At 57.7% G+C, this 13,502-nt stretch carries 17 protein-coding genes; 6 read left to right on the top strand and 11 right to left on the bottom strand.

Annotated elements, in window-relative coordinates; genetic code table 11:
- The first annotated feature begins 28 nt into the window (after nucleotides 1–28).
- The gene (gene rarD / locus K3754_RS17870) at nucleotides 29–949 is read left to right on the top strand and encodes an EamA family transporter RarD (RefSeq protein WP_259939027.1); all 921 of its coding nucleotides are present in this window, start codon (nucleotides 29–31) and stop codon (nucleotides 947–949) included.
- Here the strand turns inward: rarD and K3754_RS17865 are convergent.
- Entirely contained in the window at nucleotides 946–1,356 is a 411-nt protein-coding gene (locus K3754_RS17865; RefSeq protein WP_203209802.1) for a nuclear transport factor 2 family protein, read from the bottom strand. The genes rarD and K3754_RS17865 overlap by 4 nt on opposite strands.
- Nucleotides 1,357–1,433: 77 nt before the next feature.
- Between K3754_RS17865 and K3754_RS17860 the strand changes: the two genes are divergently transcribed.
- A complete protein-coding gene (locus K3754_RS17860) occupies nucleotides 1,434–2,081 on the top strand; it encodes a pseudouridine synthase (RefSeq protein WP_259943401.1) in 648 nt (215 codons plus the stop codon).
- Between the two features lie 281 nt (nucleotides 2,082–2,362).
- Here K3754_RS17860 and K3754_RS17855 read toward each other — a convergent pair whose 3' ends face one another.
- Entirely contained in the window at nucleotides 2,363–3,790 is a 1,428-nt protein-coding gene (locus tag K3754_RS17855) for an aldehyde dehydrogenase family protein (protein ID WP_203209803.1), read from the bottom strand.
- A gap of 162 nt (nucleotides 3,791–3,952) precedes the next feature.
- Between K3754_RS17855 and K3754_RS17850 the strand changes: the two genes are divergently transcribed.
- Nucleotides 3,953–4,606, top strand: coding sequence for a peroxiredoxin (locus tag K3754_RS17850; RefSeq protein ID WP_203209804.1), 654 nt, complete (start codon nucleotides 3,953–3,955; stop codon nucleotides 4,604–4,606).
- Between the two features lie 2 nt (nucleotides 4,607–4,608).
- On the opposite strand, the gene K3754_RS17845 is transcribed toward K3754_RS17850, so the two are convergent.
- From K3754_RS17845 to rbfA, 8 genes are all read right to left on the bottom strand, one after another.
- Nucleotides 4,609–5,400 carry an FkbM family methyltransferase gene (locus K3754_RS17845; protein ID WP_259939025.1) on the bottom strand — a complete coding sequence of 264 codons (792 nt, stop codon included), beginning with the start codon at nucleotides 5,398–5,400 and terminating at the stop codon, nucleotides 4,609–4,611.
- 162 nt (nucleotides 5,401–5,562) lie between these two features.
- Entirely contained in the window at nucleotides 5,563–7,698 is a 2,136-nt protein-coding gene (gene pnp / locus K3754_RS17840; protein ID WP_259939024.1) for a polyribonucleotide nucleotidyltransferase, read from the bottom strand.
- Nucleotides 7,699–8,047: 349 nt separating this feature from the next.
- On the bottom strand, nucleotides 8,048–8,317 hold the full coding sequence (gene rpsO / locus K3754_RS17835) for a 30S ribosomal protein S15 (RefSeq protein WP_037906963.1): 270 nt from the start codon (nucleotides 8,315–8,317) through the stop codon (nucleotides 8,048–8,050).
- A gap of 201 nt (nucleotides 8,318–8,518) precedes the next feature.
- Nucleotides 8,519–8,995, bottom strand: coding sequence for a hypothetical protein (locus tag K3754_RS17830; protein ID WP_259939023.1), 477 nt, complete (start codon nucleotides 8,993–8,995; stop codon nucleotides 8,519–8,521).
- Nucleotides 8,996–9,051: 56 nt separating this feature from the next.
- Nucleotides 9,052–9,558: a DUF1643 domain-containing protein gene (locus K3754_RS17825; RefSeq protein ID WP_259939022.1), complete on the bottom strand. Its 507-nt coding sequence runs from the start codon at nucleotides 9,556–9,558 to the stop codon at nucleotides 9,052–9,054.
- A 7-nt stretch (nucleotides 9,559–9,565) separates the two neighbouring features.
- Nucleotides 9,566–10,471 (bottom strand): tRNA pseudouridine(55) synthase TruB, encoded by a 906-nt coding sequence (gene truB / locus K3754_RS17820; protein ID WP_259939021.1) that lies wholly within the window; start codon nucleotides 10,469–10,471, stop codon nucleotides 9,566–9,568.
- 95 nt (nucleotides 10,472–10,566) lie between these two features.
- Nucleotides 10,567–11,304 (bottom strand): phosphodiester glycosidase family protein, encoded by a 738-nt coding sequence (locus K3754_RS17815; protein WP_259939020.1) that lies wholly within the window; start codon nucleotides 11,302–11,304, stop codon nucleotides 10,567–10,569.
- The gene (rbfA, locus tag K3754_RS17810; RefSeq protein WP_203209811.1) at nucleotides 11,301–11,717 is read right to left on the bottom strand and encodes a 30S ribosome-binding factor RbfA; all 417 of its coding nucleotides are present in this window, start codon (nucleotides 11,715–11,717) and stop codon (nucleotides 11,301–11,303) included. The genes K3754_RS17815 and rbfA overlap by 4 nt, the downstream gene beginning before the upstream one ends.
- An 87-nt stretch (nucleotides 11,718–11,804) precedes the next feature.
- Here rbfA and dapB point away from each other — a divergent pair, with 87 nt between their 5' ends.
- The 3 genes from dapB (at nucleotide 11,805) to K3754_RS17795 (ending at nucleotide 13,245) form a co-directional block, all read left to right on the top strand.
- Entirely contained in the window at nucleotides 11,805–12,629 is an 825-nt protein-coding gene (gene dapB / locus K3754_RS17805; protein ID WP_259939018.1) for a 4-hydroxy-tetrahydrodipicolinate reductase, read from the top strand.
- A complete protein-coding gene (locus tag K3754_RS17800; RefSeq protein WP_259939013.1) occupies nucleotides 12,613–12,786 on the top strand; it encodes a hypothetical protein in 174 nt (57 codons plus the stop codon). The genes dapB and K3754_RS17800 overlap by 17 nt, the downstream gene beginning before the upstream one ends.
- A 102-nt stretch (nucleotides 12,787–12,888) precedes the next feature.
- The gene (locus K3754_RS17795; protein ID WP_259939012.1) at nucleotides 12,889–13,245 is read left to right on the top strand and encodes a dihydrodipicolinate reductase; all 357 of its coding nucleotides are present in this window, start codon (nucleotides 12,889–12,891) and stop codon (nucleotides 13,243–13,245) included.
- A 16-nt stretch (nucleotides 13,246–13,261) separates the two neighbouring features.
- On the opposite strand, the gene K3754_RS17790 is transcribed toward K3754_RS17795, so the two are convergent.
- Nucleotides 13,262–13,465, bottom strand: a complete 204-nt coding sequence (locus K3754_RS17790) for a DUF1674 domain-containing protein (protein ID WP_203209815.1) — start codon at nucleotides 13,463–13,465, stop codon at nucleotides 13,262–13,264.
- Nucleotides 13,466–13,502 lie beyond the last annotated feature (37 nt).

Raw genomic sequence — 13,502 nt, 5'->3', positions numbered from 1 at the left:
GGTTACGCATGACGCCGGAGGATCCGCCATGCGTAACCCAGACAGCTTGCCCCCCACCAAAAACGAAGACACACCGCTAGGTCTGGCTTATGCGCTGGGAGCCTATGTGTTCTGGGGCTTCTTACCCCTATACATGAAACTGCTCTCGCATATTCCTGCGGCTGAAGTGGTGGTGCACCGGATCATCTGGTCACTGCCGATTGCTGCGGTGGTGTTGATCATCTTGCGCCGCACCGACGCCCTGCGAGAGGCGCTGCGCACGCCGCGTATGTTGGCCATGGGCTGTGTGACGGCGGCGCTGATCTCGATCAATTGGGGGATCTATGTCTGGGCGATCACTTCGGGCAACACTCTTGAGGCGGCGTTGGGCTATTACATCAACCCGTTGTTCAGCATTTTTCTTGCGTCGGTCCTGCTGGGGGAACGTCTGAGCAAGGCACAGATGCTTGCCATCGCCCTGGCAGCGGGTGCGGTTCTGGTCCTGACATTGGACGCCGGTCGTATGCCTTGGGTTGCGCTGGCGCTGACCGTGTCCTGGGGGTTCTACGCACTGGCCAAGAAAAGCCTGCCTATCGGCCCCAATCAGGGGTTCTTGCTTGAAGTGCTGATCCTGATTGTCCCGGCGCTCGGTTATCTGGGGTATCTCACTGCAACGGGCCAATCGCATTTCAGCTTTAGCCTGACCCGCGATACCTGGCTTTTGCTCGGTTGCGGCGCGGTGACAGCGGTGCCGTTGATGATCTATGCCAACGGCGCCAAACTGCTGCGCCTCTCGACGATCGGCATCTTGCAATATATTGCGCCCACGATGATTTTCCTCGTCGCGGTCTTTGTTTTCAAAGAACCCTTTGGTCAGGCGCGTATGATTGCCTTTCCCATGATTTGGGCGGCATTGGTGATCTATTCAGGCTCAATGTTGCGCCAGATGCGCAAACCGCAACAAGGTTAAGACAGCGCCTCGCGCAGCTTGAGAAACCGCGGGTCGGTCGCAACGCGCTTGTTCATCGCCTCCCGCAGTGCGCCGACAGTTTTGTGGGGCCGCATCACCACCTCAAGTTGCTGCATCTCGCCAGCCTCGTTCAAGGTCATCAGATCCAGCCCGACACAATCCAAGCCATCGATCTTGCACTCAAACTCAAGGATCCAATAATCGTCCTCACCCAGCACGCGGCGATAGCGGAAATCCTCGAACACCTCGCCGACATGCCCCAACACCGCTGAGACCGCCTCGCGACCGTGCCATGTCGCCCAATAGGTCGGCGGCATGAAGCGGATGTCATCTGCCATCAGATCCGACACCCCCTCATGATTGCCTTCAAGCACCATATCGTGAAACTTTTGCACTGTGGGATGCATCTCAATTCTCCTTTGTTTGGCAAAGACTGGCATGAGGTGGGTTGAAAACCCACCCTACATCTGTGATCGAACGGCCTATGGACGTTACGTATTCCCCGCCCCAAGACCCGCTTGTGATTTTGCACGAAGATGCAGAGGTGCTGTTGGTCGATAAACCCGCCGGTTTGCTGAGCGTGCCGGGCAAAGGCGAACATCTGGCCGATTGCCTGCTCTCGCGGGTGCAGGCCGCCTTTCCCGATGCCTTGCTGGTGCACCGTCTGGACCGCGACACATCCGGCGTCATGATCTTTGCCCTGACGCCCTATGCCCAACGCCACCTTGGCTTGCAGTTTGAAAAACGCATGACCCGTAAAACCTATGTGGCGCGGGTCTGGGGCGTACCGGCGGAAAAGTCGGGGACTATTGATTTGCCCCTGATCGTCGACTGGCCGAACCGGCCGCTTCAAATGGTATGCCATGACACGGGCAAACCGGCGCAGACAGACTGGCGTGTGATCAAAGACGAGGGCACGACGGCCCGTGTGCGCCTGATGCCCAAGACTGGTCGCAGCCACCAGCTGCGTGTGCATATGCTGGCGCTGGGACATCCGATCTTGGGGGATCCGTTTTATGCAAGCGGCTTCGCGTTGGAGTTTCCGCGCCTGATGCTTCATTCAGAAGAGTTGCGCTTCAATCATCCGCAGGGTGGCCGATCCGTGAAAATCCGGGCGAAGGCACCGTTCTGAGAAGGCGGGATTGAGTTTTTCTTGCCAAATGAAGCAAAGGGCCATCACCCCGTCCAGACCGGTGCGCCCGGCCGAACGGGGCTTCACTTGGCACACGGGATCGCTCTCCAGCTACCCGCGCGACACAACGTTAGCCGCGCAAGGTAAACGAAGTGCAAAGCGCTACTCTTGGCTTCATTTGGCAAGAAAAACTCAATCCTGCGGGTTCTCTCGGGCGCGGCCAGTTGAAAAAAAAGAGGCCGCCCGAAGGCAGCCCCAGATCATGCGCCAAGGATGGCGATTTATTCAGCTGCCCAACCTGACACCGCCTTGATTTCAAGGAATTCCTCAAGGCCAAACACACCGCCCTCACGGCCATTGCCGGATTGTTTGTACCCGCCAAAGGGTGAGCCCATGGCAAAGCCCTGACCATTTGTTTCCACCATGCCAGAGCGCAACCGACGCGCCACGCGGCGGCGTTTCTCGGTGTCTTCGGTCTGGATGTAGTTGGTCAAGCCATAAGGCGTATCATTGGCAATCGCGATGGCTTCCTCTTCGGTCTCAAAGGGGATGATCGACAAAACCGGGCCAAAGACCTCTTCCTGCGCGATGGTCATATCGTTGGTGACATCGGCAAAAACGGTTGGCTTTACGTAGTAGCCGCGGTTCAATCCATCAGGACGGCCCAACCCGCCTGCCACGAGACGCGCCTCCGACATCCCCTTTTCAATCAGACCCTGGATCTTGTTGAATTGCGCTTCGGACACGACAGGGCCAATGTGCTTACCCTCTTCGGAGGCCGGGCCGACATGCGTGTTGTTGGCCACGTCTGCCGCCATTTCCACAGCCTCGTCATATCGCGATTTGTGCACCAGCATCCGCGTTGGCGCGTTACAGGACTGGCCAGAGTTGCGGAAACAACGGATTGCGCCCGCTTTGGCCGCCTTGGGGTGCGCGTCTTCAAAGATCACATTGGCACCCTTGCCGCCCAGCTCAAGCGATACACGCTTGAGCGTGTCTGCCGCCGCCTTGGAAATCGCGATACCCGCGCGGGTGGAGCCGGTGAAACTGACCATGTCCACCTCTGGATGGCTGGACAGCTGGCTGCCGACACCGGGACCGTCGCCATTGACCAGATTGAACACACCAGCGGGGAAGCCGGCCTCGTGGACAAACTCGGCGAACAGAATGCCAGACAGCGGTGCAATCTCGGACGGTTTCAGGATTACGGTGCAGCCGGTCGCCATCGCCGGAATGGCCTTGAGGATGATCTGGTTCATCGGCCAGTTCCAGGGCGTAATCAGCGCGCAAACGCCAATCGGCTCAAGCAGGGTTTTTTCGGTGGCGGTAAAGTCGCGCTCGAACGAGAAATCCTCAAATGCCTTGAGGAACCCGTCAATGTGCCAGCTGCCTGCACCAACCTGCTGGGCACGGCTCAGGTCAATGGGCGCACCCATTTCCTGCGACATCGCCTGCGCCATCTCTTCCTGGCGGGCGATGTAGACTTCCTTGAGCTTTTCGATCAGGCGGGTCCGCTCTTCCTTGGAGGTCTGCGACCAGCTGTCGAATGCGGCACGCGCAGCAGCGACAGCCGCGTCGGTGTCCGCTTGCCCGCCCAGAGAGATGACAGCGCATTGTTCCTCGGTGGATGGGTTGATGACGGCATAATCATTGGCGACCGCAGGCGCGACCCACTGGCCGTTGATGTAGAACTCTTTTTTCTCGAGCATGACAGAAATCCTTTGTTTCGTTGATGCAACAGGGTCCGTCCCTGACGAAATCTGCGCCACTTTGTCACTCAGCATGTGGTGCTGCAAGAGAGGGGATGCAACTGGACTTAAGAATAATTACATCATGCATACAGCATTCTGACAATTACCCCGGAGGATACCATGGGTTTGCGCATTAACGACACTATTCCTGATCTTACTGTCGAAACCGATCAAGGCAGCCTTTCTTTGCATGACTGGATCGGTGACAGCTGGGCGATCCTGTTTTCGCACCCCAAAGACTTCACACCCGTTTGCACCACGGAATTCGGTGCGGTGGCACAGCTGGCCGATGAATGGGCCAAGCGGGGCACCAAGGTGATAGGCGTCAGCGTCGATGGCGTTGAGGACCACAAAAAATGGAAGGGCGACATCGAGCAGGTTGCCGGCGCCAAGGCCGGTTTCCCGATCATCGCAGACACCGGCTTGGAAGTGTCCAAAGCCTTCGACATGCTTCCGGCAGAGGCCTATTTGCCCGATGGCCGCACGCCCGCAGACAGCGCCACGGTGCGGTCTGTCTTCATCATTGGACCCGACAAGCAATTGAAGCTTTCGATGACATATCCCATGACCGTTGGTCGCAACTTTGCCGAAGTGCTGCGGGCGCTGGATGGGTTGCAGATGTCCACGGGCAATGGCGTGGCGACACCGGCAAATTGGAATGTTGGCGATGATGTGATCATTCCGCCAACTGTTTCCAATGACGATGCAAAGGCCAAGTTCGGGGAATTTACAACCGTTCTGCCCTACCTGCGCACAACCAAAGCGCCGGGCTGATCCTAGTCGAAGTCGAGTTTGGACTTCGACAACAGCAACAATGGATAGTTGCGCGCGGTGGGCCTGTCTACCGCGCGGAACAGTGCCGCGCGGCCTCGCCGCATGGCGTACATATGGGTATACCCAAGCGCCTGTGCTGCATCCAGCGCCGGGCTGCTGCCATCCTGAACGGAACGGCGGTCCACCTCGATGCCCAAGACCGGACTGTGAACCGACAATGTCTGCGCCGCACCGCGGATCACCTCGGGCTCATGGCCCTCGACATCTATCTTCATAAAGGTGACGCGTTTGCCGTTTAAGGGCAGTTTCATCTCATCCAGCGCCTTGAGCTGTAGCTCGACCTTTTCATCCAGTGGATTTCCGTTCGTAGCACTCGCCCCCGTGCCACCAAGGTTAAAGGCAGGTTGGATGACCTCCAGCACGCGCGACTGGTCCGATAGCCCCACGGGATGAACGGTAATATTGGGCCGCAAAGCCGCGTTGATCCTGAGCAGTTCAAGCGCCTTTTGGTTCGGTTCAAAGGCGTGAACTTGATCAAACACATCGGCAAAGTTTACTGCGTGATTGCCAATATTGGCGCCCACATCCAGACAGATCCCGCCCGGCTCCAATTGCGGAAACACATGCCTTTCCAGCGCCGACAATTCGCGATGCGCAAACCGTCCATCCAAATGGATCTTGGCGGTAATCAGATCAAAGGCGTAGCCGGCCAGCGCAGGACGTCCCGCATCTTGATGCGAACGGACCGCAGAGAGCATCAAATGCTTAAACAAGGCACGGTAGAGAAAGTTCATGGGAAATGAGTAAGGAGGGGGATTCCGCTTGGCAAGTATTAGGTTTGCTGCACAACCGCTGGTTTGTCGGAGCAGTAAATTCAGCGATATCAGATGTTAACAGCAAAAAGCCCCGATGTTTCCACCGGGGCCTTTCCAAAGATTTTCAGAACAAAGAGAGGATCAATCCTCTGCTTTTTCTTCTTTCTTGATCTCTTCGCCGGTTTCCTGATCCACAACCTTCATGGACAGGCGCACCTTGCCGCGATCGTCAAAGCCCAAAAGCTTCACTTTCACTTCCTGGCCTTCCTTCAGAACATCTGAAGGATGATTCAGGCGGCGGTTTTCGATCTGGGACACATGCACCAGGCCGTCGCGCTTGCCAAAGAAGTTCACGAACGCACCGAAGTCGACGATTTTCACAACCGTGCCGGTGTAGACCATGCCTTCTTCTGGCTCTGCCACGATCGAATGGATCATGTCGTAGGCTTTCTTGATGCTGTCACCGTTTGGCGACGCGATCTTGATGATGCCTTCGTCGTTGATGTCGACCTTGGCGCCGGACACTTCAACGATTTCACGGATGACTTTACCGCCCGAACCAATCACTTCACGGATTTTGTCCGTTGGGATCTGCATCGTTTCGATGCGCGGTGCGTGAACAGAGAAATCTGCCGCGCCGGAGATGGCTTTGTTCATCTCACCAAGGATATGGATCCGGCCTTCTTTGGCCTGCGCCAGTGCCTTTTCCATGATCTCTTGCGTGATACCGGCAATCTTGATGTCCATCTGCAAGGACGTGATCCCTGCTTCGGTACCGGCCACTTTAAAGTCCATATCACCGAGGTGATCTTCATCGCCCAGAATGTCGGACAGGATCGCGTAAGACCCGTCTTCTTCGAGGATCAGACCCATCGCAACACCTGCCACAGCCGATTTCAGCGGAACGCCCGCGTCCATCATGGACAAGGAGCCACCGCAGACTGACGCCATGGAGGACGACCCGTTGGATTCGGTGATCTCGGACACAACGCGGATGGTGTAGGGGAAGTCGGTAGCCGCAGGCAGAACCGCCTGAAGCGCACGCCATGCAAGCTTACCGTGACCGATCTCACGACGGCCGGGAGGGCCCACACGGCCAACTTCGCCAACCGAATAGGGAGGGAAGTTATAGTGCAGCAGGAAGTTGGATTTGAAATTGCCATGCAGTGCGTCGATGAACTGTTCATCATCGCCAGTACCCAGGGTGGTCACAACCAGACCCTGCGTTTCGCCGCGGGTGAACAGGGCAGAGCCGTGTGTCCGTGGCAACAGGCCGGTTTGCGAAACGATATCGCGGATCTCGTCGGTCTTGCGGCCGTCGATACGCTTGCCGGTTTTGACAACGTCACCGCGCAGGATGGAGGCCTCAAGACCTTTCATCGCGGAACCGAGGTTGGCATCTGCCAATTGCTCTTCGCTCAATGCGGCTTTGATCGTCTCACGCGCAGCGGAAACAGCGGCGGTGCGCTCTTGCTTGTCGGCGATTGCAAAAGCGGCGCGCATTTCTTTTTCGCCCGCTTTGGCCACGGCTGCGGACAACTCGGAGTAGTCTACAGGCTGGAAGTCAAACGGCTCTTTCGCGGCATCTTCGGCCAGATCGATGATCAGGTCGATGACAGGTTGAATGCTGTCATGAGCAAATTTCACCGCGCCGAGCATTTCTTCTTCGGTCAGCTCGTAGGCTTCGGATTCAACCATCATCACGGCGTCTTTGGTACCGGCCACAACCAGATCCAAACGCTGATCCGGGTTCAAGCGCAGATCCTGCATGTCGTCCACGGTTGGGTTCAGGATGTATTCACCATCCTCATAACCGACGCGGGCGCCCGCGATTGGGCCCATGAACGGCGCGCCGGAAATGGTCAGTGCGGCAGAGGCCGCAATCATCGCAACCATGTCCGGGTCATTGACCAGATCGTGGCTGAGGACCGTACACATCACCAGAACTTCGTTCTTGAAGCCGGGGACAAACAGCGGACGGATCGGACGGTCGATCAGGCGGGCTGTCAGGGTTTCTTTCTCGGTGGGGCGTGCCTCACGTTTGAAAAAACCGCCTGGCACTTTACCGGCGGCGTAATATTTCTCTTGGTAGTGGACGGTCAGCGGGAAAAAGTCCTGTCCGGGCTTTTGCTGTCGTGCATAGGTGACGTTTGCCATCACGCTGGTTTCGCCCAGCGTTGCGATGACGGAACCGTCTGCCTGACGGGCCACTTTACCTGTTTCCAGTGTGAGCGTCTCTTCGCCCCACTGAATGGATTTTGTCGTTACATTAAACATCTACGTTTCCTGTGTTGGCCAATTGGCCTTTGCATAGGGGGCGCATTCCCCCTGACCTCGGTATCTTCTTTGTCAGGCGCTGAGGTCCGGGCGCCGGCTTTCAGATTGCGGGGGCATACAGGTTTTTTGGTGCAATGGAAAGCCTTGTGAATATGCGCAACTCAGGCGGCAACAGCGGCGGGCGGAGGCCATTTTGATTTGCCCGTCCTGCAATTGACGTGATTTGTCTTCTTCAAAGGAAACCGTCTGGAATTTTCAAAAATGCCGGGGCCGCACCACATTGCGCCCCACAATAAAAAACGCCCGGCAAGAACCGGGCGTTTTCAATAACTCTGAGGTGCGGCTGCGCTTAGCGGCGCAGACCCAGACGTTTGATCAGGTCCTGATAACGGGCCTCATCTTTGCCTTTGACATAGTCCAGCAGCTTACGGCGCGTCGCGACCATTTTCAAAAGGCCACGGCGACCGTGGTTGTCTTTCTTGTGGGTCTTGAAGTGCTCTGTCAGCGTGGCAATACGCGAGCTCAGAACGGCAACCTGTACTTCGGGCGAACCTGTGTCGCCTTCTTTGGTGCCAAATTCTTTCATCACGCGTGCTTTTTCTTCGGGCGTAATCGACATCGGGGTCTCCTTCATAGGATAAAGTGAAAAGGAATGGCGCAGGCCGGGATGTCGTCCAGCACAGGCCCATGGAGATACCGCCGACCGATAGGAATCAGCTGGCGATGGGGGCGTATAGGAAATCCGGAGGTGTTTGGCAAAGGGTATCTTTGTACGCCGCTGGGTTTGTTGCACCCCATTCAATGCAGTTCGCGTTCTACGTCAAGCAGGCGCAAACCCCAGATCACGCGCCAGGCTGAGCGGGATAAGCGCAAGATCAGCCTCGGCCAATGGGGCAGGCCCGCCAACTTGCGCTATCACACGATCCCCCATCCAGACCTGCAATTGGCCGGTTTGTTCCGGGTCTTCCTGGATGTGAACTTGCGGTTCTGGCAGGTTTGCATCGCTGTCGTCCCAGACAAGGACCAAGGCATCCTCGGCTGGCTCAAAGTCATGGATTTGAAGGGTTTGATCCTGCGCAATCCAATCTGCGGCGTCTGGTGTCGCGGTTTGCGTCTGTGTCTGGGTCGAACAGGCTTGGCTCTGGTCCTGTTTCACGCTTTGGACCTCGTCCACTGCAACAACCTCGGCGGGCGCCACGGTGCCAACGCTTAACGCACTCATCAATCCGGCCATCCCAAACATATGCTTCTCGATCCGCTTGCCCATGTGCGCCGGCCCGTTTCCGGATGCCAGCATTCAAGCCGCTTGGTAGCTTGGGGAGGTTAATACGCCTCTAAGGCAGGCCGGTTTGTTCAGGTCCAGAGCACGGGTTGCTGCACATATGGCAGATAGAGCGGGTGCTTCGGGTGGCCCGCTTTGGACAGTCCCAAATGGAACAGCGGCTTTGGCCCCGCGCGAAGCATATCTGCGACGGCCAAGCCACGATTTTGATGCGCACCATGCACGCCCCAAGCAGCGATAATTCGATCCGCCCATTCGGCCCCTTCAGACAGGATCTCGTCATTCTGTGGGCCTACAGGATCTTTGGCTGCTTTCATGTCGCGCGGATCTGTGGCCCGCCACGCAAAAATATTGGTCACACGAAACCCGCCAAAGCCCAGCGTCCGCGCCCGCCGTTCACAGCGTTCAACCGTTGGATCGTTCTGCACCTCTGTTGCGGTGGACGGGTTCAACATCACAAACATCACCCGTTCGGCACCTGCGTCCCAAACACGGCTGAGGCTATAGCGATACCTCTCGCAGTCCGAATAGACCGCCGTGGAGGGCGCATCGCCCTTGGTATGGCTTCGGGTGATCAATGAAGGCTCAGGTGTTGAACACGCGAGAAGGGTGCAACTCACCTGATTTGAACCGGCCCACGGCCACTGCCTTGCCCTCAAAGGAGGCCCAGCATTCATCGCCGTATTCCACGTCATGCGCGATCACCATGCCGGGATTGCCATTGCGCAATCGCGTGGCCCCTTCGGCGCTGGCTTTGACTTCCGGCAGGTCGCACAGCCCCTCTTCGAGCGGCAGCAAGTGATCGTCCAGTTCCGGCGTGCGGGCCATTTCCTCGATCTGCTCGATGGTCATCCCCTTGGCCGCTTCAAACGGACCGGACCAGATGCGGCGCAGTTCGCGCACATGGCCATAACAGCCCAGAGCCTCGCCCAGATCCCGCGCAATGGACCGGACATAACCTCCCTTGCCGCAGACCATCTCAAGCGTCACATGATCGGGATCGGGACGGTCAATCAGCAACAGGCTTTCCACAAACAAGGGCCGCGCGGCCAGATCCATCTCTTCGCCGTCGCGTGCCCGTTTGTAGGCGCGTTCCCCGTCGATTTTGACCGCTGAAAACTGCGGCGGCACCTGTTCGATATCACCGATAAAACGGCCAAGTGCCTCTTTGATCGCGGCATCATCGGGCCGGATTTCGGAGGTCTTGAGCACTTCACCCTCAGCATCATCGGTATTGGTCGCCGCGCCAAGTGTGACGGTGAACTCATAAGCCTTGAGCGCATCGGTAATATAAGGAACGGTTTTGGTTGCCTCGCCCAATGCCACGGCCAGAACACCGGTTGCATCCGGATCAAGGGTGCCTGCATGGCCGGCCTTCTTGGCATCCAGCGCCCAACGCACCTTGTTCACCACGGCTGTTGAGGTTGGCCCGGCGGGTTTGTCCACCACCAGCCACCCTGAAATATCCCGGCCTTTGCGTTTACGCGCCATGTTCGCCCCTTATTCACTGTGCGCCTGCGCTATACAGAGAGACGCGGTCCCTGCCCAGAGGGAGGACGAAATAAACAACGCGGCAGCGCGCGGCGTTACTTTGCGTCCTCGACCACGCCGATGATTGGGCCAAGCGGGGTAAATCCAGGGTCATCACGACCCAAATCCGGTGCGCGAATGCGAGAAACATTGCCGTCCAGATAAAGCGCATTTGGCAGTTTCAGATGATCGCGAAACAACCGACCAAACTCATGAAAGGTGACAGTGTTGTCCGAGATTGCAAACACGGCCCTTTTGCCATCCGCGGAGGTGCCAACACCGTTGCGAATGTAGCGTGAGGTGCTGTCCGGCAAAAAGCGTGGATGCAACGCGCCATCAATCACCAACATCGGGCCGGATTGGGTTGCACCATAACACTGCGGGTTCTGGTCAAGGTAGGCGTTGGTCTCAAACACATCGGCGCGGCCTTTGCGCAAACACAAAATACCATTCGGAAGCAGGCCAAAGTTCCCCGGACCCGCACTTGAAATCACGCCGCGCTGCTGTTCACCTTGTTCAATGTAATGGCCAACGGGCGCGCGATCCTCGTGGTACATGCCCGCATTCATGGCAAAGCCAAGCTGCTTGCCCTGCTGCCGCAATGCTCGGTCAACGCTGCCAAAATGGCCATAAAGCAAATCATCACTGTCCCATAAAAACAGCCGAAGCTGTTCTTTGGCGGGGGACACCTCGCACAGGGTGTAGGCATTGCCGTCGTAGGTTTCTTTGCGGCACTCCGCCGCCTGCGCCGCAGTTGCGCAAAGCAGCAGCGCAAGAGCCGCCAGCCGGATCATGCCTCGCCGGTATCGTCCGGCGCATCTGCGTCGCGGCGCACGACCTCTTGGTTCAACATGCGGCGGGTTTCATCCATCTGGTCAAAGGTCTGATCCAGTTGGAACCGCAGGTCCGGCGAGAATTTCAGCGTCAGTTTTTTTGCGACCATACGGCGCAGCTCACCTTTGTTGCGGGCCAGCAATTGCAACACTTCATCCTGTCCCTGACCGCCCAGCGGCAAGACATAGGCTGTCGCGATCTTGAGATCGGGTGAAGTGCGCACCTCACCCACGGTGATCGACATGCGGTTCAGCTCGGGGTCATGCACATCCCCACGCGCCAGCACCTCGGACAAAGCCCGGCGGATGGTTTCGCCCACACGAAGCTGGCGTTGCGATGGGCCGGAGCCCTCATGAAACTTGTTCTTTCCCATGTCTCCCATCTAGTGCCTCCCAATGGCTTTGCCAAGCGGGTGAAGGCAGGCTAAACCCACGTCAAAGCGATGCAGGAGATCAAAGCCATGACCCAGACCACAGGCGTGACCATTACAGGGGCCTCTGGCCGCATGGGCCAAATGTTGATTGCACAGGTCAATGCCTCGGACAAACATCATCTGGCTGGCGCGGTTGAGCGCAGCGGCCACCCTTGGGTCGGGCAAGATCTGGGCGAGGTCATGGGCGGCGCGGCAACGGGCCTCAAGGTCACGGATGATCCGCTCGAAGCGATTGCCAAGTCGCAGGCCATCATTGATTTTACCGCGCCCGCCGCCACGCTGGAGTTCGCCGCATTGGCCGCGCAGGCCCGCGCGGTGCATGTGATCGGCACCACGGGGATGTCAGACGACGAGATCGCGGCGCTGGAACCGGCTTCGCGTCATGCGGTGATCGTACGGGCCGGCAACATGAGCCTTGGCGTGAACTTGTTGACCCAACTGACAAAACGCGTGGCCGCCGCATTGGATGAAGACTACGACATCGAAGTGATCGAAGCCCACCACAACCAAAAGGTCGATGCGCCCTCCGGAACTGCGCTGATGCTGGGCGAAGCTGCCGCAGAAGGGCGTGGTGTGTCGCTCAACGATGTGGCCGACCGTGCACGGGATGGCATCACCGGCGCCCGCAAACGCGGCGATATCGGTTTCACTGTGATTCGCGGCGGCGATATTGTTGGCGAACACGACGTGATGTTCGCCGCAGCAGGGGAACGGATCATCCTGCGCCACGTTGCCTCTGACCGCTCGGTTTTTGCACGCGGGGCGCTCAAGGCCGCGCTTTGGGGGCAGGGCCGTGCGCCGGGGCAATACGATATGCTGGATGTTCTGGGGTTGAATGATCCCGCATCTTGAGAAACGGATGCTGCTTCTGGCGGTGGTTTTCGTGGCTTTGATCGCCAGCTTTCAACTTGGCCGCAGCTTCGAACGCTGGCGCTATGATGATCTGTGTCTCGATATGGGCGGCGGGCGCAATCCGGGCAATCATCCGATTTGTGTGATTGCCCGTTGAGGGGCAAGGCAAGACCCGCGCGTTGCGGAAAACTTACCAAAAATGAAACCAATCACCTTTTGGAAACGTATCTGTTTCAGAACTTCTTTTCGGAGGTGAGTGATGAAACGTTTTATTGCAATTGGTGCGGCGCTGTTGACGGGCTTGGCGGGTCCGGCCTTTGCCGATTTTCAAAAGGTGACAAGCCGCGCGGAATTTGTGGCGCTTGTGGAAGGCAAAACTTTGTCACGACCATTGGTGCGCCTTCAGGTTAGCCCGGATGGCCGTATATCAGGGCGAGGGGCAACCTGGGACATCAGCGGACGCTGGCAGTGGAAGGGCGGTTATCTGTGCCGCAGCCTTGAATGGGGCGGTGATGATCTTGGCTACAATTGTCAGGAAGTGCGTGTGAACGGAGAGCGCATGCGCATCACATCAGATCGCGGAACCGGCGAATCGGCTGAATTCAAGCTGCGCTGATCAGATTGGGCATCGATCAAAAATCGATTGCGATGCCCTTTTTCTCCCAATCGCCGTAACGCACGGGCTCCGGCCCGTCGCGCCCGCCCAGTTCCGGTGGCAGATCCAGCGCCTCTGCCTGCTTGCGCCGCTCTTCGGCCTCAGCCAAGGCGCGTTGCGCGGCGGGGGGCAGTTGCGCTTTTTGCTCTTCACGGTCGGGGTTCGGCGCGGTCTCTGTCATGCTGTCCTCTTGAGGCATTCTGCGCATTGATATACGT

The sequence above is a fragment of the Sulfitobacter sp. M368 genome (assembly GCF_025141875.1).
In the GTDB taxonomy this organism is placed as follows: Bacteria; Pseudomonadota; Alphaproteobacteria; order Rhodobacterales; family Rhodobacteraceae; genus Sulfitobacter; species Sulfitobacter mediterraneus_A.
This window is presented reverse-complemented; position numbering and strand designations above follow the sequence as displayed.

What these genes read in the sequence shown, in the direction of transcription:
- rarD (WP_259939027.1), top strand. Translation starts at nt 29, where the DNA reads ATGCGTAACCCAGACAGCTTGCCCCCCACCAAAAACGAAGACACACCG.
- K3754_RS17865 (WP_203209802.1), bottom strand. Translation starts at nt 1,356, where the DNA reads ATGCATCCCACAGTGCAAAAGTTTCACGATATGGTGCTTGAAGGCAAT.
- K3754_RS17860 (WP_259943401.1), top strand. Translation starts at nt 1,434, where the DNA reads ATGGACGTTACGTATTCCCCGCCCCAAGACCCGCTTGTGATTTTGCAC.
- K3754_RS17855 (WP_203209803.1), bottom strand. Translation starts at nt 3,790, where the DNA reads ATGCTCGAGAAAAAAGAGTTCTACATCAACGGCCAGTGGGTCGCGCCT.
- K3754_RS17850 (WP_203209804.1), top strand. Translation starts at nt 3,953, where the DNA reads ATGGGTTTGCGCATTAACGACACTATTCCTGATCTTACTGTCGAAACC.
- K3754_RS17845 (WP_259939025.1), bottom strand. Translation starts at nt 5,400, where the DNA reads ATGAACTTTCTCTACCGTGCCTTGTTTAAGCATTTGATGCTCTCTGCG.
- pnp (WP_259939024.1), bottom strand. Translation starts at nt 7,698, where the DNA reads ATGTTTAATGTAACGACAAAATCCATTCAGTGGGGCGAAGAGACGCTC.
- rpsO (WP_037906963.1), bottom strand. Translation starts at nt 8,317, where the DNA reads ATGTCGATTACGCCCGAAGAAAAAGCACGCGTGATGAAAGAATTTGGC.
- K3754_RS17830 (WP_259939023.1), bottom strand. Translation starts at nt 8,995, where the DNA reads ATGCTGGCATCCGGAAACGGGCCGGCGCACATGGGCAAGCGGATCGAG.
- truB (WP_259939021.1), bottom strand. Translation starts at nt 10,471, where the DNA reads ATGGCGCGTAAACGCAAAGGCCGGGATATTTCAGGGTGGCTGGTGGTG.
- K3754_RS17815 (WP_259939020.1), bottom strand. Translation starts at nt 11,304, where the DNA reads ATGATCCGGCTGGCGGCTCTTGCGCTGCTGCTTTGCGCAACTGCGGCG.
- rbfA (WP_203209811.1), bottom strand. Translation starts at nt 11,717, where the DNA reads ATGGGAAAGAACAAGTTTCATGAGGGCTCCGGCCCATCGCAACGCCAG.
- dapB (WP_259939018.1), top strand. Translation starts at nt 11,805, where the DNA reads ATGACCCAGACCACAGGCGTGACCATTACAGGGGCCTCTGGCCGCATG.
- K3754_RS17800 (WP_259939013.1), top strand. Translation starts at nt 12,613, where the DNA reads ATGATCCCGCATCTTGAGAAACGGATGCTGCTTCTGGCGGTGGTTTTC.
- K3754_RS17795 (WP_259939012.1), top strand. Translation starts at nt 12,889, where the DNA reads ATGAAACGTTTTATTGCAATTGGTGCGGCGCTGTTGACGGGCTTGGCG.
- K3754_RS17790 (WP_203209815.1), bottom strand. Translation starts at nt 13,465, where the DNA reads ATGACAGAGACCGCGCCGAACCCCGACCGTGAAGAGCAAAAAGCGCAA.